Raw genomic sequence first — 25,306 nt, 5'->3', positions numbered from 1 at the left:
ATGAAACCAGATATTAATTCAGTAGTACAAACGTTATTGCAAGAAAATGCTAACTTGACTTTGCAAGTAGCACAGTACAAGTCACTTGTTGAGCAATACGAGAAGCAAGCAAAAGAAGAGGAGAAATAATCATGAATATGACAGTTGGAGATTTACAATTTAGTTTCGTTGATGGTAAGTTGACATTGAAGTACGCGTCGGTTTCATTTAACGCCGGCACGTTCCCAAATAGCCTGAACGGTAATTTGCAGGTGACGCCAGAAGACGGCGTTAGTTTTACATCATCAGAAGATGACATCAAAGCAGCAGCTAAGAAGAAAATTCAAGCGCTTATCGCAGAAGCTCCGGCAGAAACAACGGAGGGATAAGATAGTGGAAGACATCTTAAAATATTTGTTTGCTAATTTAAACGGGGCTACCGAAACGGCAGTCCTATTTATTTTGGTCTTTTTTGACACATTTCTAGGTGCATTATGGCGTAAACGTCAAGGTGTTGCGCGTACGAGCGGTGGCGGATTAGGTGGGTTAATCACATCAATTCCACTAGCTTTAATGCCTGTGGTGATATGGGGCTTCACAATCCTAATTTCAGTTGTGCCTACACATTTAGGAGGACGTGATTTCTATTTTGACCCACTAATCTTTGATGTCATTTCATTTATTGTAACGGTGATTATTGGGGCTTATATGCTCAAGTCTATCTACGCCAACATGCAGTTAGCAGGTATTGAAATTCCGGACTTTCTATCTAAATGGGTTGAAGATGAATACCATGTCAAATTGAAAAAGATTGAAACAGAGCCAGAAGCCGCTAATATAAAGGAGACACAAGAATGACAAAGAACATCAACGGTGATTTATATAGTGATTTAATTACCAGCGCAGACAGTCGTACGATGGCAAGTGGTGTGATTCCGCGAGCAAAAATTGACCGAATCGTGATCCACCACAACGCCACAACAAATAAAGATGTGGCAATCAACACATGGTTAGCCAATGGCAGCGCACAAACATCAGCACATTATGAAGTGGCTGGCAAGCAGATTATTGGGATTGTTGGTGAAGGCACCACAGCTTGGCATGCTGGAAATGGTGATATGAACGCCCGCTCAATCGGGATTGAAAACGTGAACGCCACAGGTGCGCCCAACTGGACGATTAGCAATGATACGTTTGAAAGCTTGTCAAAACTGGTAGCTGATATTGCAAAACGGTATGGCTTTCCAATTGACGCGACACATGTTATCCCACATAAGGCCGTTGTATCAACAGCTTGCCCGGGTGGTATTGATGTCGCAAGGGTGATTAATCGCGCTAATGAAATTGCGGTCGGAAAAGTGACTAATACGTCATCGAAAGCTAGCTCAACATCAAAACTAGCAACTAGTTCATCAGCTATCCAACAATTCAAGAACGCAGGCAATCACTTTACAAATACCAAGACTTTCAAGGTTGATAAAATTGCAAAAGTTAACGGTATCTGGCAGATGATTAACTACGCATTAGCAGGTGGAACTGATGCAAATTGGACGAACAATGGTATTCCATTGGATATTGTCGATAATGTCACACGTGGTATGTCGCCAACACAGGTAGGTGATGTGATGAAATTTAGCCGTGGTTATGACAACGGCACGATTGATAAATACGACACAGCGACCAATGGTGTTGGTATTGTATTTGGTAAGTACGGTATAATCTGGTTCAACGCAGACGCGTTTATCAAATTGTAGGAGCGTAATATGAAAGACAAAATAATTTCATGTGCTAGAACAGGTAGTGATGAGGACAAAATCACCACAGCTAAAATAAATGACTGTCAGATTGAAAGTGGTGTACTTGAGGCTAGTCAAATACCCATGGGAAATCTTACGTCATTAAAGATAACAACTAAATAATAAAAAGCCGCTCAACTAGATTAAATTCCGGTTGAGCCTTTTTTATTTTCCCTCAACCAGCACAAGTGATACCATTAAATAGCCCAACAAACACGGTAGTAAGTAAACATTACCGTTTGTTGGGTTTTTATTTGCTATTCTGAGTGAATGATGTTAGTGTTAAGGAGTAATAAAGTTTTTGATTTTGATTTGTTTTTCTCGGAGGACTCTCAGTACCAATTATTTAAAATTACAAATAAATTGGTGATTGCACCAAAGGAGAAACATATAATGGAAACAGGAACGGTAAAGTGGTTTAATGGCGATAAGGGTTTCGGATTCATCACACGTGAAAGCGGTGAAGATGTATTCGCACACTTCTCAGCTATTCAAGGTGATGGCTTTAAGACACTTGATGAAGGTCAGTCAGTGACTTTCGGTGTTGAAAAGGGCGATCGTGGATTGCAAGCGGTTAATATCGTTAAAGCTTAATAAGATATAAACGCTCACTCGTGTGGGCTTTTTATTTGCTATAAATTAGTAAGTACGTTACACTTGGTGTGTAGTTTTGAGTGAACGAGACTACAGCTATGATGATTAGTGCACACTCCGTGATGATGGTGTGCACTTTTGTTTGCATTAGTATGTGAATAATTGTACAATGTAGATAAATGCAATAGCATTTTCCCCAACAGCACACCAGTGCATTTATATTCTGTAACCTTTGAAGACAAATATACCTGTTGGGGTTTTTATTTGCATTCAAAAAGTAAGAGTGATACCATTAAATAGCCCAACAACATCATGATGAGTTACTCCCAATTTCGAATCTGATATGGTTGTTGGGTTTTAATTTGTGATAAAATAGAGTTGTAGTTCTTTCAAGGGTGGACTACATGCTCGACAGGATAATTCATGTTACACTGTTGAGCTTTTAATTTGCTTTCAAAAAGTAAGAGTGATAACATGTAGTCAGCCCAACAATCGCTATCAGAGTTTAACGTCCATCCTTCTGATATCAGCGCAGATTGTTGGGTTTTTGTTTGCTATTCTAAAGTAAGTGATATACAATAAATACGTGATTAGGTACCCAAATTATACTCACCCCCCAAGTGTACGTCTCCCCAAGATGTGCACTTTTAATTTGCTTTATTTTAGTAAGTGCGTTATGCTTGCACCAAACACGGAATGTGTTTTACCCCAAAGGATCACAATTATTCTTCTCTCACTGTTCATAAGGCAGCAGTTAATCCCTATAATCAAAATCAATCCCTTTGGGGGTTTTTATATTTATAGATAAAAACGCCGACTAGAAATTAATCTGGTCGGCGTTTTTTTGTGTAGCAAATTTGTAGCAAATGTAGCAAATTTTAAGTGAATTTCAGTGAAAAATAGTGAATAATCGTAATTTTCAAAATATTAAAACCGCTAATCAACAATCGTTAAACGTTGATATAAAGCGGTTTTTATTACATCATAATTAACATAGGTAAAATCATTGGCTTTCGAGAAGTCTCTTTGTACAAAAAGCGTGATAATTCATCAATAACAGCTTGACGAATATCTGATTCACTTGCGTTGGCATTGTTCATTACACGACGAATTGTACCGAAAATAACACGACGGCCTTCATTGATTAAGTCGCCAGATTCACGCATATAAACGAACCCACGTGATAAAATATCTGGACCGGAAAGGATTTCCTTTTTGCTGAGATTGATGGTTGCAGTGACGACGACTAACCCATCTTGTGATAGTTTCTGACGATCATGCAAAACAACCGACCCAATATCACCAATTCCAGACCCATCAATATAAGTATCTTCACCTGGAAAATGACCTGCAACACGGGCATTTTCACCATCTAATGCCAGAACGTCACCGTTTTCAAGGATGAAAGTGTGATCATCAGGAATATCTAATTCATGCGCTAAAGAAGCGTGAACTTTTAACATACGATATTCACCGTGAACAGGCATGAAAAACTTGGGCTTCATTAGTGCTAGCATCAGCTTTTCTTCTTCTTGACCACCGTGACCAGAAGTGTGAATGTTATTGACTTTACCATAAATAACATTTGCGCCACCTTCTTCTAATTTATTAATAACAGCGTTGACAGAAGCGGTATTACCAGGAATGGGTGACGATGAAAATATGACATTATCTTTAGGCTTCAGGCGAATTTGTTTATGAGTACCTTCAGCAATTCGCGCTAATGCAGCCATTGGTTCACCTTGAGAACCAGTTGATAAAATCAAAAGCTCGTCATCAGGAATATGTTTAATGTCTGATTGCTCAACGAGCATGTCATCAGGAATATTGAGATAACCCAGTGCACGGCCGTTTGTCACGGCAGATTCCATAGAACGACCAAATACTGCAATTTTGCGACCACGCGCAATAGCGGCATCTGTTGCCATTCGTACACGATTCATATTTGAGGCAAAAGTAGCAAAGATAATACGACCATGTTCAATTTTGTCAAAAATACGATTAACAGACTTTGCTACCCAAGCTTCTGATTTGGTCCATTCTGGACGCTCAGCATTGGTTGAGTCACTCATCATGAGCAAAACACCATTTTCACCAATGCGTGCCATTGACCAAAGGTTAGGTGGCTGCTTAGTAGTTGGGGTGAGATCAAATTTAAAATCACCAGTTTCCACAATTGTGCCAACTGGTGTGTGAACCGCAACACCAAACACATCGGGAATTGAGTGGGTTGTTCGGAAAAATTCGACACTCATTTTATCAAATTCTAATACGGAACCATCGGTAATTTCGTGTAACTCGACACGGTTAAGTAGTTGTTTCTCTTCGAGTTTGTTTTTGATGAGTGCCATGGCTAATGGGCCAGCATAAACTGGTACATTAACAGCTTGTAAAAAGTAGGCGATAGCACCGATATGGTCTTCGTGTCCGTGAGTGATTACCAGTGCCTTAACGCGATCGATATTATCCACTAGGTAAGTATAGTCTGGGATAACATAGTCGATACCAAGTAATTCGTCTTCGGGGAACTTAATGCCTGCGTCGACGACAACGATTTCATCTTGATACTCAATACCGTACGTATTTTTACCGATTTCGCCTAAACCGCCTAGCGCATAAACTGCGACTTCATTAGGTTTAATATCTACTGAATATGTCATTAGAATGTTGTGATTTCGAAGTGAGGGTAGGCCTTTTCGTATGTTACAGCCTTATCTGACAATTCTTCGATATACTCCACGTTGTATTGCGTGTTTTCCTCAATTAACTCACGCGCTTGAGGTAAACTTTCAGCCTCTAAATACAGTGACTGTGTTGTTTCGCGCTTTGGATTGCGCTCAGGGTGTTCTTGATAGTAAACTTTAAAAATCATAAATGCCTCCAAAAAATAGTATTTTAATTTGTCACGAACGAAAACCTTAACTACTAGTTTACCACATGGACTGATTTTAAGATACTTCACTTGATTATTAATACTATAATTGGTAAATTGGTGTAAGGGATAAACAAATGACGATAAAGACAATTGGCGTTTTTTTGGGATCACAATTCGGTAGCAATCCCAAATTTAAGATGCAAACACAAGCGCTTGGTAAACAAATAGCCGATCGTGGGCTGCACCTTGTATATGGTGGCGGAAAAGATGGGCTAATGGGGACCTTGGCGACGAGTGTTATGGCTAATCATGGTGAGGTTTTAGGTATTTCACCACGAAATTTGGCTGAGGATGCCATTGATGCAGATAAAATAACGCAATTGATTGAAGTAGAATCAATGACAGAGCGGAAACAGCTACTAATTGATTATTCAGATGTATTTGTTGTTTTACCAGGTGGTCTTGGTACATTAGAAGAATTAGCGCAAGTTATTAGCTGGGGCAAGTTAGGATTGCACCACAAGCCACTTATTTTGTACAGCATCAACGGTTTTTATGATTATTTTGAAAAGTGGTTGAATCAAATGGTTGACGATCATTTTGTTAACACTAGCGACATGAAATGGGTGCATGTTTACGATAATCTCGAAGAAGTGATGGCCATGATTGACAGCATGTGAGGAAATAAAATGAAAAATTCAGATCTATTGAGTGAGTTTGTAAGTGTTTATATGTCAGCACTTAAAAATCTAGAAAAATTAATTTCACAACCAGCTAATCCGTATGGTGCATCATTTGAACAATGGTTAATCATGGCAGCTGTTTCCCAAAGTGAGGAACCCTTGACTATGACCGAAATCGCTAAAGATCGTGGTGTAACTAAGGGAGCAATTGCCCGGCAACTCAAACCATTGTTTGACCGAGGTTATTTAAACCAAGAAAAAGATCCAGATGACCGGCGCCGTGTGCTGTTAGTCTTAACGCCTAAAGGCGTCGAAGTTGAAGCAATTATTGCACAAAGTGTTCGCCAACGTTTCAATAAGTGGTTAGATATTTTTGGTATATCTGAAGGAAAAGAATTCTTAAAAACGCTTCGTCGCCTAGACGCATTGATTGTGCAGCCGGAGCTAAATAGCAAAAAAGATTGAAAATAACATGTAAATGTGGTAAAATTTTTACCTGTTTGAAATCCCTACTATTAAGAGGGGATTTCTGTTATAATAATCATATTACTGAATAAAGAGGATACTAATCATGGCAATCGGCATGAATGACTTAAAGACGGGTTTGACAATCGAATATTCAAACTCAATTTGGCGCGTTTTGGATTTTCAACACGTTAAGCCTGGAAAAGGTGGTGCCTTTGTACGTTCAAAGTTAAAGAATTTGCGTACTGGTGCAGTTAACGAAGTGACATTCCGACCAGGTGATAAGTTTGAACAAGCAGACATCACGACACGTCCAATGTCATATTTGTACGCTGAAAATGACGGTCGTGTGTTCATGGATGTTGAATCTTACGAACAAGTGAACATTCCTGATGAACATTTGACTAATGCTTTGAAGTTTTTGCTTGAAGGTATGGAAGTTAAGATCACAATGTACGGTAACGAAATTTTGGGAGCTGAATTACCATCAACTGTTCAATTGAAAGTTACTGAAACACAACCAGGTATCAAAGGTGCAACTGCTACCGGTTCAGGTAAGCCTGCAACAGTTGAAACTGGTGCTACAATCACAGTTCCTGACTTCGTTAACGAAGGTGAAACAATTATTGTTAATACTGAAGACGGTTCATATAAGGGCCGCGCGTGATTACAGTTTAGTTCGAATGAATTGTCTTTTGATAGCATTAAGCAAGTGATTAAAGTCAAAACACAGTCATTACGATTAAATGCAACTGTACACGGTAACCCTGAAAGTTCCCTTGTGGAACTTTTTATTTTAAATAGCTTGTCGAGGAGTAACTATGGCCAGAGAAATCAAGCAAGGCAAAACGGCAAATAAAAATTTATTGTTAGCAACTAAAAGTGAGGTGTCAGGTACGACACAAGTAACACCTGAAGTTGTTGAAATTATCGCGCAAATTGCTGCTCAGGAAGTTAGCGGTGTTTATTCGATGCGTGGTAAATTATCTGATCGCTTTACAAGCGTTTTTGGTTCTAATGCGCGTGGTAAAGGTGTTGAATTACAACAAACGACTGATGGATTGGTGATTGATGCCTATGTTTTCGTACAATATGGCGTGGCGGTGCCAAAAGTTGCTTTGAATATTCAGAACGCCATCAAATCACAAATTGCATCTATGACGGATTTGCATGTTGAAAGAATCAATGTTCACGTCAGCGGTATTGTACCAGAAAAAGCGGACAGTGCAATTGATCCCAATAATTTATTTGGTGACGAGGTAACTAATTAATGGCAAGTTTAACGCGACATGAGTCTCGCCAAGCTGCATTTCAAATTCTTTTTGCACTTGAAAAGGATCCGCAAGACAGCAAAATTGATGATTTATACGACATTGTTTTGAATGGTAAAACATTTGATGATTACTTGCCAAGATTAATTAATGGTGTGTTGGGATCAAAAAATGACTTGGATGAGCAAATTTCGGCTCATTTAGCTGATGGTTGGGCAATAAACCGAATCAACAAAGCTGATCTCGTTATACTACGTTTAGCCATTTATGAACTAGTTTCAATCAAAGCAACACCTTATAAGGTTGCCATCGATGAGGCAGTGGAATTAACTAAGACGTTTGCTGATGATGATGATCGTAAGTTTGTTAATGGTGTACTAAAAAACTTTGCACCAACTAATTAAACCGCAAAAAGCGGTTTTTTTATTGACGTAGAACCATGATATACTTAGTATTAGCTTAAATAATAATTTGGAGGCCAAAATGGCAATTTATGATCCAACCAAGACACCGGCAGATAGTTACGATACACATACACATTTAAATGATGACAAATTATATCATGATGTAGACGCCTATATTGGGCGAGCAAACGAATTTCGAGTAATGGAAATGAATATTGTTGGTTATGATGCAGTTGCTAATCAACGTGCTTTGTCAATTGCGCAGTCGCATGAAAATGTATACGCCGTTTTAGGATTTCAACCAGAAGATACAGATGGCTTTGACGAGACAGCAGCCACTACGTTGGCGGAGCAGTTGCAACAGGACAAAGTCGTGGGTGTTGGTGAGACAGGCTTAGATTATTATTGGGAAAGTACTTCTCATGAAACTCAGAAAGAAGCTTTTTTGACGCATTTGGCATTAGCAAAAAAATATGATTTACCTGTTATCATTCATAATCGAGATGCGTTTGAGGATGTTTATCAAATTCTAAAAGCGTCTGGTGTCACAAAAGGTGTGATGCATAGCTTTTCCGGCACACCAGAACAGGCGCTAGCTTTTGTTGATCTGGGGATGTCAATTTCGTTTAGTGGTGTTGTTAGCTTTAAAAAAGCTCAAGAAGTACGAGACGCCGCAAAGGTTGTACCATTAGACCGTATTTTAGTTGAAACTGACGCGCCTTATTTGGCACCTACGCCTTATCGTGGCAAAACTAACGAGCCGGCTTTTGTTAAGTATGTCATTGATAGTTTAGCAGAAACGTTAGACATGTCTCCAAAGGCGTTATCTGATTTAACACGTCAAAATGCGCATCGCTTGTTTTTAAATCATGATTAATAGACAACGCATCAATGAAGTTATTATTGTTGAAGGTCGTTCAGATACGCAAAGCATTGCTCGGGCGGTGATTGCTGATACGATTGAAACTGGCGGGAGTGCCGTTAATCAAGATGCAATTGATAGGGCAAAATTAGCTGCCAAACAGCGAGGCGTCATTATTTTTACCGATCCTGATTTTAATGGACAGCGGATTCGCCATATTATGTCAGAAGCTATTCCAACGGCTAAACAAGCATACATCACACAAGATCAAGCTCGTGCGAGTCATGATAATCCTCACAAATCATTAGGAATTGAACATGCTAGTCCTGACGACATTATAAATGCTTTGCGACATATCATAACACCACGCTTGACTGTATCAAGTGACATCGATCAATCATTTTTATTGCAACAAGGCCTTTTAAGTGGGCCAAATGCGCGTGAACGTCGGGTTGTGGTAGGTGAAAAGCTACACATTGGTTATACAAATGGCAAACAGTTGATTAAACGTTTAAATGCCTTTGGTATCAAACGTACACAGGTCGAAGAAGCGTTGAAAGGACAAATGCAAAGTGGGAAAAACAATTGATATTGCCAATCCAACAAGAACACAAGCAATTTTAAATGAATATGGATTAAGGGCTAAGAAAAAATTTGGGCAAAATTTTTTGACTGATCTAAATGTATTGCATGGTATTGTGGCAGCCTCTGACATTACAGCTGAGGACAATGTGATTGAAATTGGGCCCGGTATCGGGGCCCTAACAGAACAACTAGCTAAATCAGCAAAAAAAGTGGTTGCATTTGAAATTGATCCTCAAATGGTCGCAGTTCTTTCGGATACGTTGTCGCCATATCAGAATATTCACGTCATTGAAAATGACATTTTAAAGGTAGATTTAAAACGTGTAATCGCAGAAGAATTTGGTGAAAATGCCGATGTGAAAATTGTTGCCAATTTACCTTACTATATTACAACACCAATTTTGATGCAGTTATTGCGGGCGGATATTTCTTGGGATAACATCGTGGTCATGATGCAACGTGAGGTGGCAGATCGTTTAAATGCTCAGGTAGGTACAAAAGAATATGGCGTTTTAACTTTGACCATACAGTATTTTGCGACTGCACAGTTAGCAATTAAAGTGCCAGCAACATCGTTCAATCCTGCGCCAAATGTTGATAGTGCGGTTGTTAAATTAACACCCTCGATTCCTGACACACCTGTTGAACAGCCAAATCAACTCTTTGGGGTCATTAAAGGTACTTTTTCGCATAGACGCAAGAGTTTGTGGAACAATTTATTGCAAACTTATGGCAAAGAAGCTGAAACAAAAACCAAATTAGAACAGGCTTTGCTAGAAGCCAATATTGAACCTTCAATCAGAGCGGAACGACTGGATTTAGCTAATTTTACTGAACTATACTTGGCATTACGCACCCAAAAATTAGTGAAATAGCCGAATATTTATACTAAAAAAAGCTGAAATATTCAGTTATCCTTGCAAAAAAGGGTTATTTGTAGTATAATAAAATAAGCTTTTACACGAAAGGTGGTATAAAAATGCCAAGTAGTTTGCAAGAGATTAAGGTTCAACTCGATTCACATGTTGGACAAGAAGTAACCGTAGTTGCCCAAGCTGGTCGAAAAAAAATTACGGAACGGTCAGGCATTTTAAGATCAACATTTCCATCACTATTCGTTGTTGAATTAGATGAAGATGCTAATTTTGAGCGTGCTTCTTATAGCTATACTGACATATTAACAAAAAATATCGACATTACATTTGCTGATTAATTGCCCGATTGTGGGCTTTTTTTGTATCAACAAATGGTTTTTGTCTGTTTTAAATCGTGTTATTATAGTATAGTACGTCCTAAAAAATACAGATTGTCAGCAGATGATAGGCATCTGCAATATGAAATAAATCACTATGAACAAACAAGTAATTTATGCTATTTTAACGATTCTTTTAATTCCAATCGGGATTTTTTTAGTGTTCGCTAATATGGCTGGTGAAACAAGCGTGCCTGATAGTAAGCCGGTTGTAATCACTACTGATAATATCGCATACCAGCAGATTGCAAAGGCTATTGCTGGTAAGCATGGCAAAACCGAGCTGATTTCGAATGTCACTGACACAGCGCAAAAAGCAAAATTCAAAAAGTCCGAATTGATTATCACTGATACTCATGAAAGTCAGTTATTAACACGGGCCAAGCAATGGCGCTTATCTGCGAGATTAGTGATTGCCAGCGACTATATTACTGATGGTAAAAGCTACCGCAATATTTATTTGAGCCCTCAAACGACTTTGAACATGGCGACCAAGATCACGGATCAACTGAGTGATATGGACCCACGTAATCGCAATAGTTATGTTGCCAATAAGCAAAATCTTTTGACAAAAACGGCTAAATTAGCAACAATATTTCAGAATTTGAAGAAAAATAAAAATGTAACCTATTTAGCTACTAATCAATCGCAAGAATTAATGATGACGCAGTTGGGTTATCAATCTGCAAGTAATGATGTTGACAAGCTTGACGATGCTGCCATGACGTCATTAGAGAAAAAAATGAGCGACAAAAAAATTGATTTTGTATTGACGGCGACACAGGATCAGACAAGTCATGATAAACAACTAATCACAGCAGCAAAAAAAGATAATATACCCGTTGTGACATTTAATCAGGTTTTACCGCAAGACACTTATATTTGGTCTTGGCAATTATTACAATTACGACTAATACAAAAGGCGCTTGCACAATGAATGCAATGATAGATACACACCAACTAACAATCCGTTATGGCGATAAGGCCATTGCGTCTGAAATAAACGTTGATGTGCCAGCAGGCAGTTTTTACGCCATTTTGGGCGAAAACGGTGCTGGTAAAACAACGTTTGTGAAAACTCTGATTGGAAAACATCATAATTATGTTGGTAATTTGAAAGTTAATACACAGGCTATTGGCTTCGTACCACAGTTTAGAGATATTTCGAGAGATTATCCACTCAGTATTGCTGAATTTGTTGGTCTGGCTTTTAACCGTGGCTGGCATTTATTTAACAATCAATTAGAAAAATCGGCCATTCATGACGCACTGGAAAAGATGGACTTAGTCGATATTGCTGATCAACGATTGGGTTTGGTATCCGGTGGGCAAAGGCAAAGAGCATTTGTCGCACAAGCCTTAGTTAAGCGGCCAGAACTACTGATATTAGATGAATCAACAGCCAGTTTAGACCATGAACACAAGATACAATTGTTGACAACAATTGTACGGCTACAAAAAGAAACTGGATTAACTGTTTTATTCATCACACATGAGTTGAACTTAGTTGCTGACTTTGCTGATGGCTTTTTACTTTTTGCTAATGGTAGCGTAACGCAAGGAAATGCTCAAGCGTTAAAAAAACTAACTGTTGATATGACAGTTACACATCCTGAGAATGAGGTTCATCATGTTTGAGTATAGTTTTATGCAGAATGCTTTTGTCGCTGGTACAATTGTCAGTATTGTTGCTGGTGTTATTGGCACATTTGTGGTTGCCCGAAATTACGCTTTTTTAACCCATTCTCTCAGTGAAATTGGATTTGCTGGTGCTGCTTTTGGTCTGTGGATTGGATGGCCGGCTTTATTAGGCATGATGTTAACAACAGTTGTCTCGTCAGTTGCTATTGGTGCATTGGAGTCAACATATACTAAACGTGACAATGTGACAAGTGCCATTTCTGCATTAGCGATTGGCTTAGGTATTTTATTTCTAGCATTGGGGCACACGTCATCGAGCGCTGCAACAGGCATTTTATTTGGTTCAGTTTTAGGAATTAGTCATCGTGATTTGTATCTATTGTTGATGCTGGCTGCGGTTGTCTTAGTAACACTGTTATTTAATTACCGAACACTACGTCAGTTGTCTTTTGATGAACAGGGGATGTTCATGCAAACACAACGACAACAAGGGGTACGTTATGTATTTCTTGTCATGATTGCTTTGTCTGTTAGTATTTCATCTCAATTGGTAGGTTCGCTGTTAATATTTGTTTTGGTCACTTTACCAGCCGCCAGTGCAAAATACTATGCCACCACTACCGTACAACTGATGGGAATGGCAATCATTTTTGCATTGTTTGGAACTTGGGTGGGTTTGAGTATCGCCTATCTAACAGAACTGCCCACAAGTTTTTTTATCGCAATTATTGAGGTCTTGATCTATTTAGAATCTGTATGGCAGTTTAAAGGGAAGGCTTAATTTCCGAACTATTACTGGAAAACAATGCTATAATTATAGGTAATTATTAATAAAATTCAAGGAGGAAACGGACTAGTCTAGTACTTGAGTCCGTCACATATTATGAAAACACGTCGCTCAGATCGTTTGGTCGATATGGCGCGCTACATGCTTGAGCGCCCACGCAAGCTAATCTCACTATCTTATTTTGCTAAACGCTATGAATCTGCTAAGTCATCTATTTCTGAGGATTTATCCATCCTTAAAAGGACTTTTCAAGAGCGAGGCACTGGTTTGCTTGAAACAGTGCCTGGTGCTGCCGGAGGAGCACGTTTTGTGCCTTCAATGTCTGAAGCAGAAGCTAAAACATTTATTGAAGAAATAAGACAATTGGTCAACGATGAAACACGTGTTTTGCCTGGTGGGTATGTGTATTTGTCTGATTTGTTGGGAAGACCAGACATTCTACGTCAAGCTGGTCGTTTGATTGCGACACAGTATCTTCGCGATGATATTGATGCTGTTATGACAGCAGCCACAAAGGGTGTGCCACTAGCCCAAGCGGTTGCTGAACAGCTTAATGTACCATTTGTGATTGTGCGTGATGATGCCAAAGTCACGGAAGGACCAACAGTTTCTGTTAATTATTTGACTGGTTCTTCAAAGCGGGTTGAAAAAATGGAATTATCCCGTCGCTCGCTCAGAACTGGTTCGCGTGTTTTGGTGGTTGATGACTTCATGAAAGCCGGTGGAACAATTCAAGGGATGCAGACATTGGTCGGAGAATTCGACGGCACAGTTGTTGGTACAGCTGTTTTTGCTGAAGGTCGCTCAACTACAAGATTGTTAGATCATTTTACGTCACTATTGCATGTTGATACTAATCTAAAAAATGGCGACCCAATTCTAGTAACGGCGGGCAATTATTTAGAAGAAATCTATAGTCATAAGGATTAATTTGAACATGAGTAAAGATGAAATTAACGTACTGATACTAGCTGCTGGACAAGGTTCACGTATGAAATCTACCACGCCCAAAGTATTGCATCAGGTGGCAGGACAGACGATGATTGATTGGGTACTTGAGTCTGTCTCAGGACTGCATGCTAGTCAATTAATAACAGTAATTGGTGTCGGTGCGCAGCGCGTGCAAGAACATGTTGGTAATCGTAGTAAATTTGTTTTGCAAACGGAGCAACTGGGTACGGGTCACGCAGTGCAACAAGCACAAACGGAATTAAAAGATAGTGACGGTGTGACATTAATTATGTCAGGTGATACACCACTGTTTCGTCGCGAAACGCTCTCAGAATTGGTCGTTGAGCATCAGCATAGCAATAATGCCGTGACCGTATTGACGGCAATTGCAGATGATCCAACTGGCTACGGCCGAATCGTGCGTGGTGATGACAATACTGTTGTTAAAATTGTTGAACAAAAAGATGCCAGTGTAACAGAACGACATATTAAAGAAATTAACACTGGTGTTTATGTTTTTAACAATCAATTATTGTTTGATGCTTTGTCAAAAGTAAAAAATAATAACGCCCAGGGGGAATATTATTTACCAGACACATTAGACATTTTGCGACATGATGGTCAGCAAATCGGCGCACACACTTTACATGATTTTACAGAGTCATTGGGTGTGAATGATCGTGTCGCTTTAGCTTCTGCTAATCAAATTATGCATGACCGTATTAATCATGATTTAATGGTTACAGGTGTTGAATTAATTGATCCTACGAGTACTTACATTGATAAAACAGTGAAAATTGCTGCAGATACAGTGATAGAGGGTGGCGTGACAATTCTAGGAGACACAGTTATTGGAACGCGGAACCTAATTACCCAAGGGTCACGAATTGAAAATAGCATTATTGGTGACAGTAATGTCATTACTGCTTCTCATTTGGAATCAGCGCGATTGGCAAATGGTGTTACTATTGGGCCATACGCTCATTTAAGACCACAAGCTGATTTGGCTGACAATGTTCATGTCGGTAACTTCGTTGAAGTGAAAGATGCTAAATTAGGACGCGGTACAAAGTCCGGTCATTTAACGTATATTGGCAATGCCACAGTTGGCGAAGATGTCAACATTGGTGCAGGAACAGTTTTTGTCAACTATGATGGTGTCAATAAGTTCTACACGTCAGTGGGGAATCATGCATTTATTGGATCAAACACAAAAATAGTAGCGCCTGTAACGATAGCCGATGAGGCGATTACTGCAGCGGGTTCAACAATTACAGAAGATGTCCCAAAACATGCAATGGCTATTGCGCGTGAAAGGCAGACGAATAAAGCTGATTTTTGGGCACGCATGCCACACAAACAATAAAAAAGAGCTCATGAGCTCTTTTTTATTTGAAATACTCCCTCAAAATATAAACTTTTGTGATTCTGAGGTAATACATGAAGATAATTAAAGTATCTCGTTTTGACAGAAAATGAATTTTAATCAGTAAATTGAGTAGATATGTTAATATTATACATGAGGAAATTTTATGCAAATAACAGGTGAGCGTGCGTTGGCTAACATTGCTGATGCAACATTTTATAACAAATCAATAACTGTCGAAGATGGACAAACTGTGCCAATTGATGAGCTTATGAGCGAGTTAGCTCAGCATGTAGCTGATGAAAACTTTATGCAAATTACACTTAACATTAATGGCGGGATCGAAGCAGATGGGACAACACTAAGTGTTGAGACAAATGTTATCAACTTACCTTTGCGTTATCAAAATCAGTTACGAAAAATGATTTTGCCAGACAGTGAAGCACTAGGTGTTAATCTATACATGATTGCTGAAAATCCATTTGTTAGTCAATCAAAACTGAAAATTACGTTAGTGAGTTCGGTTTCAACTTATGAGGATGATACTGACAGTGCACAGGCAAAGATTGCAAGTTGGTTTGATGAACAGTTGGCACATATTGTCTCAGAGCAAGCATCTGCAGAAGCCCAAGCTGATGTTGAAATATAAACGGTGTCAGTCCACTATGGCGACTTCAGCCACAACTCGTCCAGTTTGCTCATTGTGACGATAAGTAAAGTCGAGAATGTGATCGGCAACATTAAATTTTACACTGATAAGTTGCCCAAGGCTGTATGTCTCAATCACATAAGCAGCTAATGCTTTTTTGTCTTTCAAATCAGTATTTGAAACGAACAAATCATCTAAACTAGTGTTTTTAGGTGCAATGTGATGGTGGATGAAATGTTGCGTTATTTTAGTTATTTTTATCATGCCTATAAGTATAATGATTTCATAACTAACTGTAAATATTGCAGCATTAAGGACGTAAGATGATCATCTTAAGTTGACTATCATGAACATATTTGGTATCATTAAATTATGCGATGAGTCGAAGCGCTTGAAAAATTAGCGCCGAAGGCGGTCTGCCGTGTTAAGTCACAAATCTCGTATAGATGCAGATGATGAGTGTGTTGTGGAACTATCTCATCTCACCATGACTAACAGTGTTAACACTGAGGTGACGCGACTTTATTATTAGTGTGACAACTAGTAATCGCCCGTCAGAGCGCATCTGGCATGCCAAACTAAACAACTAGCCTTCAGGTTAGTTGTTTTTTTATGCATTTTTTCAGGTATAATTATTATATATAATCACTATGCACAATCGAGAGGTACCATGTCAGAAACAAATAATAAATATTTAACAGTAGCAGCGCTTTCTGCGTATTTAAAACGCAAGTTTGATGCGGATCCTTATCTCGCAAAAGTCTATGTTACAGGTGAGATTTCCAACATGGGACGACGACGTGGCCCGCATCTGTATTTCTCAATCAAAGATTCTGAGGGGAAGGCGGTCATTAGTGCTTCCATGTTTGGCTATCAGAAGCGAATCAAATTTCAACCTGAAGAGGGCATGAAAATTAACGCTGTGGGTCGTGTGGAACTTTATGAACCACGTGGTTCATACTCCTTAATTTTGGAGTCAATGTCGCCAGATGGTGTGGGAGAATTATTTTTAGCCTATGAACAATTGAAAAAGCGGCTGCAGTTAGAGGGATTATTTGATTTACAAAAAAAGAGTATTCCATTATTTCCTAAAAAAATAGCAGTCGTTACATCACCGACTGGTGCAGTTATTGAAGACATTGCCCGTACTGTACAACGTCGATTTCCCACAGCACAAGTTATTTTATTTCCAGCAGTAGTGCAGGGAGATAAAGCTGCGCCAACAATTATTCGGCAGCTTAACAGAATTGATGATATGGCATTTGACACTATTATTGTGGGTCGTGGTGGTGGTTCCATTGAGGATTTGTGGGCCTTTAATGATGAACAGCTAGCACGTACTATTGCCGCACTTAAAACACCGGTTATTAGTTCTGTTGGACACGAGACAGATAATACGCTGGCTGACTTTGTGGCGGATCGCCGTGCGGCAACACCGACAGCGGCGGCTGAACTATCAACGCCCATTACACTTGCACAAATACAATCTCGATTACAAGAATTACAAGTACGCCAGTTGACAAGAATACAGCAAATCATCAACACCCAAAAGCAACGTTTAACTAGAATGACTGATCATGTCATTTTCAAACAACCAGATCGATTATATACAGGACATAATCAACGTGTCGATCAAGCTGCTAGGTCATTAGTGCAACTCACGCATCAACGACTAACTAATGCACAACACGACTACACCACGATTGTGCAAAGACAGCAACAACTTCAAAAACATTTATTGCAACCGGCCCAAGAAAGGTTGCAGCTATTGAGTGCCAAGTTAGATCTTGTAAGCCCATTGAAAATTTTGACGCGTGGCTATACGATTGTGACTCAAAATGAAAAAGTAGTTCGGAGTGTAACGTTATTAGATAAAAACGATGAAATCAATGTACGCTTTGCTGACGGTAGTGTAGTTGCAAATATAACAGGAGTAAAACATGAGTGAACAATTGACATTTGAAGAAAAATTACAACAATTAGAAACAATCGTAAGTCAACTAGAAAAAGGTGATCGACCATTAGAAACTGCCTTGGTTGATTTTCAAACTGGTGTTGGTTTGGTTAAAGATTTGCAAAAAACGCTAAAAAATGCTGAAGAAACATTAGCTAAAGTAATGGATGATAATGGGGAATTATCGGATTTGGAATTAACAAATGACTAATTTAAAGGGATTTCAAAATGAATGGTTGCCAAAAATTAATGCGCAACTGGAAAATGACTTATCTCAAGCTAGCTCAGATGATGATTTAGTTGCGATGATGAAATATGCTGTGTTGAATGGTGGCAAACGTTTGAGACCATTAATAACCTTGATTGTTATAGATAGCTTTGAACAATTGATAACACCTAGCCAACTCAAAATTGCGACGGCAGTGGAATGGGTTCACTCATATTCATTAGTGCATGATGATCTACCGGCAATGGATAATGATTTGATAAGACGAGGTAAACCTAGTGTGCATGCCTTGTATGGCGAGGCAAATGCTATTTTGGTAGGGGATGCTTTGTTAACAGGTGCATTCAGCGTCATTCCGCGGGCGTTGACAGTGTCTGACGCACCCACGATGGCGTCAATTGTGTCAATTACGCAGTATTTATCGGAAGCGGCAGGGGCAGATGGTATGGTGCTTGGCCAAATACATGATATGCAAAATCATGATGGTGCTGAGAGTGATTTTGACCAAGAAAGTCTATTATCATTAATTTATCAACCTAAAACCGCGGCTTTATTGCGTTACGCTGCGCAAGCAGGCGCGCTTTTGGTTAAAGGTAGCGCAAATGATGAGACTTTTAATCCTGACTTGGTAACGAAAATAGCTGACTTTGGAGAAAAGCTTGGATTGGCCTTTCAAATTCAGGATGATCTGGATGATTTTCAGCAAGATACAACTGAATCAGTCAATGCGTTACCACATCTAGTAGGTGTTAACGCAGCTGAGAGAATACGCGATAATTATCTGAATGATGCCCAGACGATTTTGAATGACATTGCACGGGAGAATCATCGTTTTCACCCAGAGTTGTTATCAGAATTAATCACTTTTATTGGAGATAAATCATGAGTGTTGATAAAGAACGTGTCGATGTATTATTAGTCCAACAAGGCCTTTTTGAGTCGCGCGAACAGGCAAAGCGTGCTGTTATGGCTGGCGAAATTCTTGGCGAAAATGAAGAACGTTTAGATAAAGCTGGACAAAAAATACCAGTGACAACTGAATTACATTTTAAGGGTGAGAAACTCAAGTATGTATCCCGAGGTGGTCTAAAATTAGAAAAAGCTTTGAACACCTATGAATTATCTGTAAAAGATAAGATTGTATTGGATATCGGTTCATCAACTGGTGGTTTCACGGATGTTGCGTTGCAAAATGGCGCTAAATTAGTTTATGCTTTGGACGTTGGTACAAATCAGTTGGTGTGGAAATTACGTCGTGATGCGCGTGTTAAAGTAATGGAGAATACCAACTTTCGTTATGCCAAACTAACTGATTTTACATTTGGGCAACCAACTTTTGCTACAATTGACGTTTCCTTTATTTCATTGGGACTCATTTTACCACCTCTTGCTGACATTATTGCGAAGAACGGGCATGTTGTCGCACTCATTAAACCACAATTTGAGGCTGGCCGTGAACATGTGGGCAAAAATGGTATTATCAAGGACCCAGCAGTTCATCGCGAAGTGTTAAACCAGACAATTAACATGATGGTGCGTGAAGGATTTGCAGTTGAACAATTGACTTTTTCACCAATTAAGGGTGGTCAGGGAAATATCGAGTTTTTAGCTGTATTACAACGGGTAGAAGACCCAAAGATAGCTGATGATATTGATGTTGATCAACTGTTGACATCAACCTACCAACAGCTAAATCACACAGGAGATGCCAATGAATAAAAAAGCTCGCCAAAAAGCATTGGTTCAACTCATTCAAGAACATGCTATCGGTCGTCAAGAGGATATTGTTGCTCACTTTGAAACGTTAGGAGAAATGGTCACACAAGCGACTATTTCGCGTGATATTAATGAATTAGGGTTGATTAAGGTGCCAAATTCACATGGTGGTTTTTTATATCACTTGCCGAAACAAGATGATCGTCCTCATTTGCAACGATTACGTCGTATACTACAACAAGCTTTTTTAAGCCAAAGTGCGCAGCGTGGCATGGTCATGATAAAAGTACAACCCGGAAATGGCCAGTTGGTAGCCAATTTATTTGAACAGGTTCAGTTTCCAGAAATATTTGGAACTTTAAGCGATGATGGTTCTGTCCTCGTATTATTAAAGGACGGGGTGCCATCAATCCAAGTTACCAGCATGGTTCAAAAATTATTAGAAAAATAGTAGAAAGGAAATGTATCATCGATACAAATTAACTTATGCTAGAAGATCTTATTATTGAAAATTTTGCCATTATAGAAAAAATTGAATTACAGTTTGAGACTGGTATGAGTGTTTTGACCGGCGAAACAGGCGCCGGAAAATCAATTATTATTGATGCGCTGTCAATGCTAACCGGTGGCCGAGCAAGCTCTGAGATGGTGAGACATGGGAGTAAAAAAGCCACCTTACAAGCTGTATTTAGCTTGCCAAATAACGAACAGCTATACAAACTATTGACTGAAGCGGGCATTGATTTTGATGATAATGAATTAATTATTTATCGAGAATTAACGCAAAATGGTCGTAGCACGATTCGCGTTAACAGTGTTCTTGTCAACTTAAAAACATTGGCAATGATTGGTAGCTTTTTAGTTGATATTCAAGGTCAAAATGATACACAACAGTTGCTCAATCAAGATGAACATTTGCCATTATTGGATGCATTTGGCGGCGAAAAATTGTCTCAAGTACGATCAGATTATCGCCACACTTTTCAGGAGTTCAGAGTAATTACGTCGCGTATTCGAAAAATACAATCATCACAGCGTGAAATTACACAACGACTCGATTTATTAAAATTTCAACAAGATGAACTCCATGAAGCAAATCTACAACCTGATGAAGAAAATCAATTACTTGATTCACGAGGTAAATTGAACAATTTCAAAAAAATAGCCGATCATTTACAAAATGTTCAAACTGCACTTAATGACGAACAAGGTGGTGCAGTTGATTTATTGGCGGAAGCAATGCAACAGTTACAGGCTATTTCAGCGTATGATGCTGTCTATGCAGAGCTATCTGAAACTATTTCAGATGCTTATTATACTGCACAAGAAGTTGCACGAGATGTGACAGAACAATTTAATGATTTAACTTATGATGAGTCTGAATTGATTCGGATAGATGATCGTTTGCAACTCATTCATACACTTGAGCGTAAATATGGTGCTACTGTCAGTGATGTGTTAGCATTTCAAGCTAAAATTGAACAAGAACTAAGTGTTGTGAATGATGACGGTTACAATGTGGAAGAATTGCAGATTAAACAAAATGATTTGCGCCAGGTCTTAAGACAGAAGGCAATAAAGCTTCACGAAGTTCGTCAGCAAACAGCTCGTCGATTAGAGCATGATGTCAACCAACAGTTACAAGATTTATTAATGAATGGGGCAGAATTTGCGGTTCATTTTGAGCCGATTGAAGGTTTTATTGCCTCTGGGAGTGACAAGGTTGCTTTTTATGTTCAAACCAATAAAGGCGAAGGCATGGCACCACTGGTCAAAATTGCATCTGGTGGTGAAGCTGCGCGGTTAATGCTAGCGTTGAAAACAACATTTACAAAACAACAGCGAATTGTTTCGATTGTATTTGACGAAGCTGATACCGGTGTTTCTGGTCGTGTTGCACAAGCCATTGCCAAGAAAATGCAAACAATTGCTCAAGGTTCACAAGTGTTAGCAATTACCCATTTGCCACAGGTAGCAGCGGCTGCAACTCACCATTTTTTGATTGCAAAAACAACAGAACAAGATCGCACGATTACACAGGTGACACCGCTCGATGAAGAGGGACGTATACATGCCATCGCAATGATGCTATCGGGAGATAACGTGACTGATACTGCCTTGGCTAATGCGCGCGACTTACGAGAGAAAATCTCAAATTAATTTTGGTAGCTGTCACATGAATTGAAAATAAAATATGAAAAAAGACCACCCTGTTAGATCTATTCATCTAACAGGGTGGTCTTTTAAATCGTTGTTAACTAGCAATAATAAGTAGGAAAGCAATGAAAATGACTGCTAAAATGTACATTAGTGGGTGAACTTTCTTAGCACGACCAGTTGCGATCATTGTAATAGGGTATAAGATAAATCCTAGTGCAATACCATCTGAAATCGAGTAAGTCAGTGGCATACCAATGACAATCAGAAATGCTGGTGCAGCAATCGCTAAGTCTTCCCAATCAATTTCTCTCAAATTTTCAGCCATTAACACACCGACAACAACCAAGGCTGGCGCAGTGACTTGTGAAGTGACCACAGAAAGCAATGGCGAAAATAGCAATGCAAACAAGAAAAATATGCCTGTAAATACAGATGTCAAACCTGATCGACCGCCTACGGCAATTCCGGCAGACGATTCAACATATGCTGAGGTAGGTGAGGTCCCAATGACTGCACCCACAGTCATACCAACGGCATCCGCCATTAAAGCGCGACCAACGCGAGGCATTTTGTTATTTTCCATAAAACCGGCTTGCGTTGCTAAACCAATCATTGTGCCGGCTGTGTCGAAAAATGTCACGAGTAGAAAAGTGATGACGACAGTAATTAACTGAATTGAATTGATATCACCAATATGCATGACACCTTCACCAAAAGTTGGTGCCAAAGATGGTGCTGGTGAGATAATAGCTGACGGTAATTTGATTAAGCCAGTTAAAATACCTGCAATTGAAGTTATAATCATACCAAAGAAAATTGCCGCAGGTGTTTTGCGACTCATTAAGACAAAAGTGACAATGATGCCAAAAATTGATAGCAATGATGTAGGTGCGGTCAAATGGCCTAAAGCAACCATAGTATCTTTATTGGCAACGATTAATCCAGCGTCATGTAAACCAATAAAGGCAATGAACAGTCCAATACCAGAGGCAATGGCTAATTTTAGGTTTTTGGGAATAATATTAATAATTTTCTCGCGAATCTTGAATAATGTCAAAATAACAAAGATGATTGCTGCAACAAAGACACCTGCCATTGCAGTTTGCCATTTAATGCCCATACCAATTACAACTGAATAAGCAAAGAAGGCATTGACACCTAACCCCGGTGCTATTGCAATTGGATAAAGTGCAACAACACCCATGAAAATAGTTGCCACGGCTGAAGCAATAGCAGTAGCTGTGAAAACTGCGCCTTTATCCATACCTGCAGCCCCCAAAACAGTGGGGTTGACGAATAAAATATATGCCATGGACGCAAAAGTAGTGAGACCTGCGATGAATTCAGTACGGAAACTCGTATTGAGTTCATCAAACTTGAAATAATGTGCAATCGTTGACATGATTGCCTCCCAAATAATTAGTTACGTAAAACGTACTGTCTTATTCTAGCAGTCATTAGCGCACAATTAAAGTGTAAAAGACTATGAAATAATAAAAAAAAGCGAACATTCTAAATAGAAAACGAATGAAAGCGCTTTGAAAACGAATGTTGTCAATTTATTGTTCGGAAATGATGATTTTTGTTTGTTGCTTTAAATTTTTAACGATTTTGCGATAGGCTGGAATCATAACGACCAGTGAACCCACCCAAGCCAAAACGTTTGCGAGACTAGCACCAAAGAAGCCAAATGGTCCTACTAGAACAACGGCGGCTACGGTGCGCATAATTAATTCTGCAATACCAGCGTAGGTGGGGGTTTTTGCATCGTTCAGGCCTTGCAATACATAGCGGATAATAAACAAAGCCGAGAGGATGTAATAAAAGGCACCATTTGCCCAGAAATATTGTTGCGCTAAGTTCAAAACTTCATGCTGCCCTGAACCAACAAACAACATTACTGCGAGATCACCAAATAGAATTTCAATGATACCCATGAACAGACCAAATCCCATACTCATGACTAAAGCTTGTTTAACACCAATTAAAATACGGTCAAACTGTCTAGCGCCGTAATTTTGAGCTGCAAAAGTTGCCATTGTAATACCAAAAGACATGAGCGGCAGCGTGGCTACTTGATCAATGCGCTGTGCGGCAGTTGTTGCGGCAACAGCATCTGTTCCCAAAGTATTGAGAGCACCTTGTAGTACGAGCGCGCCAATTGCAATGATGGAACTTTGAAAGCCCATGGGCAATCCTGCATGAAGATGAATACGAATATCTTTACTGTCCCACTTGAGATCAGAGCGCGTAACTTGTAGTAGTGGTGAGTACTTATAGATATGCCAAAAGCTAAATACCGTAGAAATTAATTGTGCTAAAACGGTTGCTAGTGCTGCGCCACCGACACCTAATTTAAGCCCCAAAATAAACCACAATTCTAAAATAATGTTAGCAACCATGCCAATAATTAGATAGATGAGAGGAGAACGCGAGTCGCCGACAGCGCGCAATGCGTTGGCAGTAACGTTATAGCCCATTGTGGCAAAAATACCTGCCAAAATAATAGCAATAAAAACAAAAGCTTGGTTCAAAATTTCTGCAGGCGTTTGCATTAACTTGAGTAAGGGATAAACAATCACCAAACTAGTAATAGTGACTACCACAGTTGTAATACCTGAAACTAGTAAAGTTGATGCCATGCTTTTTCGTACGCCAGCAATATCACGAGCCCCATAGCGTTGTGCTGTAATAATTGATAAACCAGCTGTGAATCCTTGTACGAATCCTAATATTAAAAACATGATTGAGCCAGTGGCACCAACGGCGGCTAAGGCTTTAACACCAAGTGTTTGACCAACAATTAGTGTGTCAGAAAAATTATAGAGTTGTTGAAACAGATTTCCAATAACCAAAGGAATTGTAAAAAATAAAATTTGTTTAGCTGGTGAGCCCTGTGTTAGATCTCTCATTCTAAATTACTCCAAAAAATTGATATATGTTCTGAATATCTATTCTAACGGAATCATTGTTTATTAGCTAGCATTTTGCACGTTGTTTTTTAATTTTTAACAGTGTTTATTTTGCATTAAAAATAGATATAATATCAAAGGTTGAGCTTGGTAATATGGATAGCTGTGTAGCGACGTC

At 39.2% G+C, this 25,306-nt stretch carries 32 protein-coding genes; 27 read left to right on the top strand and 5 right to left on the bottom strand.

From position 1 onward, the window contains the following. The 6 genes from ACI3ES_RS08040 to ACI3ES_RS08015 all read left to right on the top strand — a co-directional run bounded on the left by ACI3ES_RS08040 (position 1) and on the right by ACI3ES_RS08015 (position 2,369). The gene (locus tag ACI3ES_RS08040; RefSeq protein WP_258552057.1) at positions 1–129 is read left to right on the top strand and encodes a hypothetical protein; all 129 of its coding nucleotides are present in this window, start codon (positions 1–3) and stop codon (positions 127–129) included. 2 nt (positions 130–131) lie between these two features. Further along, positions 132–368 carry a hypothetical protein gene (locus ACI3ES_RS08035; RefSeq protein ID WP_142511782.1) on the top strand — a complete coding sequence of 79 codons (237 nt, stop codon included), beginning with the start codon at positions 132–134 and terminating at the stop codon, positions 366–368. A 4-nt stretch (positions 369–372) separates the two neighbouring features. Continuing rightward, a complete protein-coding gene (locus ACI3ES_RS08030; RefSeq protein WP_114667106.1) occupies positions 373–837 on the top strand; it encodes a phage holin family protein in 465 nt (154 codons plus the stop codon). Then, the gene (locus ACI3ES_RS08025) at positions 834–1,733 is read left to right on the top strand and encodes an N-acetylmuramoyl-L-alanine amidase (RefSeq protein ID WP_142511783.1); all 900 of its coding nucleotides are present in this window, start codon (positions 834–836) and stop codon (positions 1,731–1,733) included. The genes ACI3ES_RS08030 and ACI3ES_RS08025 overlap by 4 nt, the downstream gene beginning before the upstream one ends. A 9-nt stretch (positions 1,734–1,742) precedes the next feature. Further along, positions 1,743–1,898 carry a hypothetical protein gene (locus ACI3ES_RS08020; RefSeq protein WP_181809846.1) on the top strand — a complete coding sequence of 52 codons (156 nt, stop codon included), beginning with the start codon at positions 1,743–1,745 and terminating at the stop codon, positions 1,896–1,898. Positions 1,899–2,168: 270 nt separating this feature from the next. Beyond that, on the top strand, positions 2,169–2,369 hold the full coding sequence (locus ACI3ES_RS08015) for a cold-shock protein (RefSeq protein WP_114667104.1): 201 nt from the start codon (positions 2,169–2,171) through the stop codon (positions 2,367–2,369). A gap of 977 nt (positions 2,370–3,346) precedes the next feature. Here ACI3ES_RS08015 and rnjA read toward each other — a convergent pair. Continuing rightward, a complete protein-coding gene (gene rnjA, locus ACI3ES_RS08010; protein ID WP_114667103.1) occupies positions 3,347–5,029 on the bottom strand; it encodes a ribonuclease J1 in 1,683 nt (560 codons plus the stop codon). Next, the gene (locus tag ACI3ES_RS08005) at positions 5,029–5,241 is read right to left on the bottom strand and encodes a DNA-dependent RNA polymerase subunit epsilon (protein ID WP_010275590.1); all 213 of its coding nucleotides are present in this window, start codon (positions 5,239–5,241) and stop codon (positions 5,029–5,031) included. The genes rnjA and ACI3ES_RS08005 overlap by 1 nt, the downstream gene beginning before the upstream one ends. A 137-nt stretch (positions 5,242–5,378) precedes the next feature. On the opposite strand from ACI3ES_RS08005, the gene ACI3ES_RS08000 reads away from it, so the two are divergent. The 15 genes from ACI3ES_RS08000 to ACI3ES_RS07930 all read left to right on the top strand — a co-directional run bounded on the left by ACI3ES_RS08000 (position 5,379) and on the right by ACI3ES_RS07930 (position 16,160). Beyond that, on the top strand, positions 5,379–5,924 hold the full coding sequence (locus ACI3ES_RS08000; RefSeq protein ID WP_114667102.1) for a TIGR00730 family Rossman fold protein: 546 nt from the start codon (positions 5,379–5,381) through the stop codon (positions 5,922–5,924). Between the two features lie 9 nt (positions 5,925–5,933). Then, positions 5,934–6,392 carry a MarR family winged helix-turn-helix transcriptional regulator gene (locus ACI3ES_RS07995; protein ID WP_080519501.1) on the top strand — a complete coding sequence of 153 codons (459 nt, stop codon included), beginning with the start codon at positions 5,934–5,936 and terminating at the stop codon, positions 6,390–6,392. A 106-nt stretch (positions 6,393–6,498) separates the two neighbouring features. Further along, positions 6,499–7,059 (top strand): elongation factor P, encoded by a 561-nt coding sequence (efp, locus tag ACI3ES_RS07990; RefSeq protein ID WP_036068044.1) that lies wholly within the window; start codon positions 6,499–6,501, stop codon positions 7,057–7,059. 154 nt (positions 7,060–7,213) lie between these two features. Continuing rightward, positions 7,214–7,663, top strand: a complete 450-nt coding sequence (locus ACI3ES_RS07985; protein WP_114667101.1) for an Asp23/Gls24 family envelope stress response protein — start codon at positions 7,214–7,216, stop codon at positions 7,661–7,663. Next, positions 7,663–8,067 (top strand): transcription antitermination factor NusB, encoded by a 405-nt coding sequence (gene nusB, locus ACI3ES_RS07980; RefSeq protein ID WP_010275609.1) that lies wholly within the window; start codon positions 7,663–7,665, stop codon positions 8,065–8,067. The genes ACI3ES_RS07985 and nusB overlap by 1 nt, the downstream gene beginning before the upstream one ends. A 79-nt stretch (positions 8,068–8,146) precedes the next feature. Continuing rightward, on the top strand, positions 8,147–8,944 hold the full coding sequence (locus tag ACI3ES_RS07975) for a TatD family hydrolase (protein WP_080519500.1): 798 nt from the start codon (positions 8,147–8,149) through the stop codon (positions 8,942–8,944). Continuing rightward, positions 8,937–9,518, top strand: a complete 582-nt coding sequence (rnmV, locus tag ACI3ES_RS07970; protein WP_114667100.1) for a ribonuclease M5 — start codon at positions 8,937–8,939, stop codon at positions 9,516–9,518. The genes ACI3ES_RS07975 and rnmV overlap by 8 nt, the downstream gene beginning before the upstream one ends. Further along, complete coding sequence (rsmA, locus tag ACI3ES_RS07965; RefSeq protein WP_036068031.1) at positions 9,502–10,389, top strand: 16S rRNA (adenine(1518)-N(6)/adenine(1519)-N(6))-dimethyltransferase RsmA; 888 nt, start codon at positions 9,502–9,504, stop codon at positions 10,387–10,389. Before rnmV ends, rsmA begins: the two co-directional genes overlap by 17 nt. Before the next feature lie 104 nt (positions 10,390–10,493). Beyond that, a complete protein-coding gene (locus ACI3ES_RS07960) occupies positions 10,494–10,727 on the top strand; it encodes a Veg family protein (protein ID WP_010275621.1) in 234 nt (77 codons plus the stop codon). 136 nt (positions 10,728–10,863) lie between these two features. After that, positions 10,864–11,703 (top strand): metal ABC transporter solute-binding protein, Zn/Mn family, encoded by an 840-nt coding sequence (locus ACI3ES_RS07955; protein WP_114667099.1) that lies wholly within the window; start codon positions 10,864–10,866, stop codon positions 11,701–11,703. After that, a complete protein-coding gene (locus ACI3ES_RS07950; RefSeq protein WP_114667098.1) occupies positions 11,700–12,404 on the top strand; it encodes an ATP-binding cassette domain-containing protein in 705 nt (234 codons plus the stop codon). The genes ACI3ES_RS07955 and ACI3ES_RS07950 overlap by 4 nt, the downstream gene beginning before the upstream one ends. Further along, positions 12,397–13,188 (top strand): metal ABC transporter permease, encoded by a 792-nt coding sequence (locus ACI3ES_RS07945; protein WP_407631964.1) that lies wholly within the window; start codon positions 12,397–12,399, stop codon positions 13,186–13,188. The genes ACI3ES_RS07950 and ACI3ES_RS07945 overlap by 8 nt, the downstream gene beginning before the upstream one ends. Before the next feature lie 102 nt (positions 13,189–13,290). After that, the gene (purR, locus tag ACI3ES_RS07940) at positions 13,291–14,124 is read left to right on the top strand and encodes a pur operon repressor (protein ID WP_010275630.1); all 834 of its coding nucleotides are present in this window, start codon (positions 13,291–13,293) and stop codon (positions 14,122–14,124) included. A 7-nt stretch (positions 14,125–14,131) separates the two neighbouring features. Next, the gene (gene glmU, locus ACI3ES_RS07935; RefSeq protein WP_114667096.1) at positions 14,132–15,511 is read left to right on the top strand and encodes a bifunctional UDP-N-acetylglucosamine diphosphorylase/glucosamine-1-phosphate N-acetyltransferase GlmU; all 1,380 of its coding nucleotides are present in this window, start codon (positions 14,132–14,134) and stop codon (positions 15,509–15,511) included. A 166-nt stretch (positions 15,512–15,677) separates the two neighbouring features. Next, complete coding sequence (locus ACI3ES_RS07930; protein WP_114667095.1) at positions 15,678–16,160, top strand: hypothetical protein; 483 nt, start codon at positions 15,678–15,680, stop codon at positions 16,158–16,160. Between the two features lie 6 nt (positions 16,161–16,166). Here ACI3ES_RS07930 and ACI3ES_RS07925 read toward each other — a convergent pair whose 3' ends face one another. Further along, positions 16,167–16,424 carry a hypothetical protein gene (locus ACI3ES_RS07925; RefSeq protein WP_114667094.1) on the bottom strand — a complete coding sequence of 86 codons (258 nt, stop codon included), beginning with the start codon at positions 16,422–16,424 and terminating at the stop codon, positions 16,167–16,169. 406 nt (positions 16,425–16,830) lie between these two features. Here ACI3ES_RS07925 and xseA point away from each other — a divergent pair, with 406 nt between their 5' ends. The 6 genes from xseA to recN are packed head-to-tail and all read left to right on the top strand — an operon-like array spanning position 16,831 to position 22,216. Then, positions 16,831–18,108 carry an exodeoxyribonuclease VII large subunit gene (gene xseA, locus ACI3ES_RS07920; protein ID WP_114667093.1) on the top strand — a complete coding sequence of 426 codons (1,278 nt, stop codon included), beginning with the start codon at positions 16,831–16,833 and terminating at the stop codon, positions 18,106–18,108. After that, positions 18,101–18,325 (top strand): exodeoxyribonuclease VII small subunit, encoded by a 225-nt coding sequence (locus ACI3ES_RS07915; RefSeq protein ID WP_036068013.1) that lies wholly within the window; start codon positions 18,101–18,103, stop codon positions 18,323–18,325. Before xseA ends, ACI3ES_RS07915 begins: the two co-directional genes overlap by 8 nt. Further along, positions 18,318–19,226 (top strand): polyprenyl synthetase family protein, encoded by a 909-nt coding sequence (locus ACI3ES_RS07910; protein ID WP_114667092.1) that lies wholly within the window; start codon positions 18,318–18,320, stop codon positions 19,224–19,226. The genes ACI3ES_RS07915 and ACI3ES_RS07910 overlap by 8 nt, the downstream gene beginning before the upstream one ends. After that, positions 19,223–20,059: a TlyA family RNA methyltransferase gene (locus ACI3ES_RS07905; protein ID WP_181809845.1), complete on the top strand. Its 837-nt coding sequence runs from the start codon at positions 19,223–19,225 to the stop codon at positions 20,057–20,059. Before ACI3ES_RS07910 ends, ACI3ES_RS07905 begins: the two co-directional genes overlap by 4 nt. After that, positions 20,052–20,507 carry an arginine repressor gene (locus ACI3ES_RS07900; RefSeq protein WP_036068007.1) on the top strand — a complete coding sequence of 152 codons (456 nt, stop codon included), beginning with the start codon at positions 20,052–20,054 and terminating at the stop codon, positions 20,505–20,507. The genes ACI3ES_RS07905 and ACI3ES_RS07900 overlap by 8 nt, the downstream gene beginning before the upstream one ends. Positions 20,508–20,542: 35 nt before the next feature. Beyond that, positions 20,543–22,216 (top strand): DNA repair protein RecN, encoded by a 1,674-nt coding sequence (recN, locus tag ACI3ES_RS07895; RefSeq protein WP_114667091.1) that lies wholly within the window; start codon positions 20,543–20,545, stop codon positions 22,214–22,216. A 94-nt stretch (positions 22,217–22,310) separates the two neighbouring features. Here the strand turns inward: recN and ACI3ES_RS07890 are convergent, their stop codons facing one another. Together ACI3ES_RS07890 and ACI3ES_RS07885 are read right to left on the bottom strand one after the other, a co-directional pair. After that, the gene (locus tag ACI3ES_RS07890; RefSeq protein WP_114667090.1) at positions 22,311–23,618 is read right to left on the bottom strand and encodes an NCS2 family permease; all 1,308 of its coding nucleotides are present in this window, start codon (positions 23,616–23,618) and stop codon (positions 22,311–22,313) included. Between the two features lie 157 nt (positions 23,619–23,775). Then, complete coding sequence (locus ACI3ES_RS07885) at positions 23,776–25,128, bottom strand: MATE family efflux transporter (protein ID WP_080519109.1); 1,353 nt, start codon at positions 25,126–25,128, stop codon at positions 23,776–23,778. Between the last annotated feature and the right edge of the window lie 178 nt (positions 25,129–25,306).

Origin of the sequence: Leuconostoc falkenbergense, assembly GCF_045801155.1 — a bacterium.
Classification (GTDB): Bacteria; Bacillota; Bacilli; order Lactobacillales; family Lactobacillaceae; genus Leuconostoc; species Leuconostoc falkenbergense.
This window is presented reverse-complemented; position numbering and strand designations above follow the sequence as displayed.

Bases quoted from the DNA above. Each gene is read 5' to 3' on its own strand.
- ACI3ES_RS07930 (WP_114667095.1), top strand. From the start codon at position 15,678: ATGCAAATAACAGGTGAGCGTGCGTTGGCTAACATTGCTGATGCAACA.
- purR (WP_010275630.1), top strand. From the start codon at position 13,291: ATGAAAACACGTCGCTCAGATCGTTTGGTCGATATGGCGCGCTACATG.
- ACI3ES_RS07890 (WP_114667090.1), bottom strand. From the start codon at position 23,618: ATGTCAACGATTGCACATTATTTCAAGTTTGATGAACTCAATACGAGT.
- ACI3ES_RS08000 (WP_114667102.1), top strand. From the start codon at position 5,379: ATGACGATAAAGACAATTGGCGTTTTTTTGGGATCACAATTCGGTAGC.
- ACI3ES_RS07975 (WP_080519500.1), top strand. From the start codon at position 8,147: ATGGCAATTTATGATCCAACCAAGACACCGGCAGATAGTTACGATACA.
- ACI3ES_RS08005 (WP_010275590.1), bottom strand. From the start codon at position 5,241: ATGATTTTTAAAGTTTACTATCAAGAACACCCTGAGCGCAATCCAAAG.
- nusB (WP_010275609.1), top strand. From the start codon at position 7,663: ATGGCAAGTTTAACGCGACATGAGTCTCGCCAAGCTGCATTTCAAATT.
- ACI3ES_RS08015 (WP_114667104.1), top strand. From the start codon at position 2,169: ATGGAAACAGGAACGGTAAAGTGGTTTAATGGCGATAAGGGTTTCGGA.
- ACI3ES_RS08035 (WP_142511782.1), top strand. From the start codon at position 132: ATGAATATGACAGTTGGAGATTTACAATTTAGTTTCGTTGATGGTAAG.
- xseA (WP_114667093.1), top strand. From the start codon at position 16,831: ATGTCAGAAACAAATAATAAATATTTAACAGTAGCAGCGCTTTCTGCG.
- ACI3ES_RS07955 (WP_114667099.1), top strand. From the start codon at position 10,864: ATGAACAAACAAGTAATTTATGCTATTTTAACGATTCTTTTAATTCCA.
- efp (WP_036068044.1), top strand. From the start codon at position 6,499: ATGGCAATCGGCATGAATGACTTAAAGACGGGTTTGACAATCGAATAT.
- ACI3ES_RS07960 (WP_010275621.1), top strand. From the start codon at position 10,494: ATGCCAAGTAGTTTGCAAGAGATTAAGGTTCAACTCGATTCACATGTT.
- glmU (WP_114667096.1), top strand. From the start codon at position 14,132: ATGAGTAAAGATGAAATTAACGTACTGATACTAGCTGCTGGACAAGGT.
- ACI3ES_RS08020 (WP_181809846.1), top strand. From the start codon at position 1,743: ATGAAAGACAAAATAATTTCATGTGCTAGAACAGGTAGTGATGAGGAC.
- ACI3ES_RS07915 (WP_036068013.1), top strand. From the start codon at position 18,101: ATGAGTGAACAATTGACATTTGAAGAAAAATTACAACAATTAGAAACA.
- ACI3ES_RS07885 (WP_080519109.1), bottom strand. From the start codon at position 25,128: ATGAGAGATCTAACACAGGGCTCACCAGCTAAACAAATTTTATTTTTT.
- recN (WP_114667091.1), top strand. From the start codon at position 20,543: ATGCTAGAAGATCTTATTATTGAAAATTTTGCCATTATAGAAAAAATT.
- ACI3ES_RS07950 (WP_114667098.1), top strand. From the start codon at position 11,700: ATGAATGCAATGATAGATACACACCAACTAACAATCCGTTATGGCGAT.
- ACI3ES_RS07945 (WP_407631964.1), top strand. From the start codon at position 12,397: ATGTTTGAGTATAGTTTTATGCAGAATGCTTTTGTCGCTGGTACAATT.
- ACI3ES_RS08025 (WP_142511783.1), top strand. From the start codon at position 834: ATGACAAAGAACATCAACGGTGATTTATATAGTGATTTAATTACCAGC.
- rnjA (WP_114667103.1), bottom strand. From the start codon at position 5,029: ATGACATATTCAGTAGATATTAAACCTAATGAAGTCGCAGTTTATGCG.
- ACI3ES_RS08040 (WP_258552057.1), top strand. From the start codon at position 1: ATGAAACCAGATATTAATTCAGTAGTACAAACGTTATTGCAAGAAAAT.
- ACI3ES_RS07910 (WP_114667092.1), top strand. From the start codon at position 18,318: ATGACTAATTTAAAGGGATTTCAAAATGAATGGTTGCCAAAAATTAAT.
- ACI3ES_RS07985 (WP_114667101.1), top strand. From the start codon at position 7,214: ATGGCCAGAGAAATCAAGCAAGGCAAAACGGCAAATAAAAATTTATTG.
- ACI3ES_RS07900 (WP_036068007.1), top strand. From the start codon at position 20,052: ATGAATAAAAAAGCTCGCCAAAAAGCATTGGTTCAACTCATTCAAGAA.
- ACI3ES_RS07995 (WP_080519501.1), top strand. From the start codon at position 5,934: ATGAAAAATTCAGATCTATTGAGTGAGTTTGTAAGTGTTTATATGTCA.
- ACI3ES_RS07905 (WP_181809845.1), top strand. From the start codon at position 19,223: ATGAGTGTTGATAAAGAACGTGTCGATGTATTATTAGTCCAACAAGGC.
- rnmV (WP_114667100.1), top strand. From the start codon at position 8,937: ATGATTAATAGACAACGCATCAATGAAGTTATTATTGTTGAAGGTCGT.
- ACI3ES_RS07925 (WP_114667094.1), bottom strand. From the start codon at position 16,424: ATGATAAAAATAACTAAAATAACGCAACATTTCATCCACCATCACATT.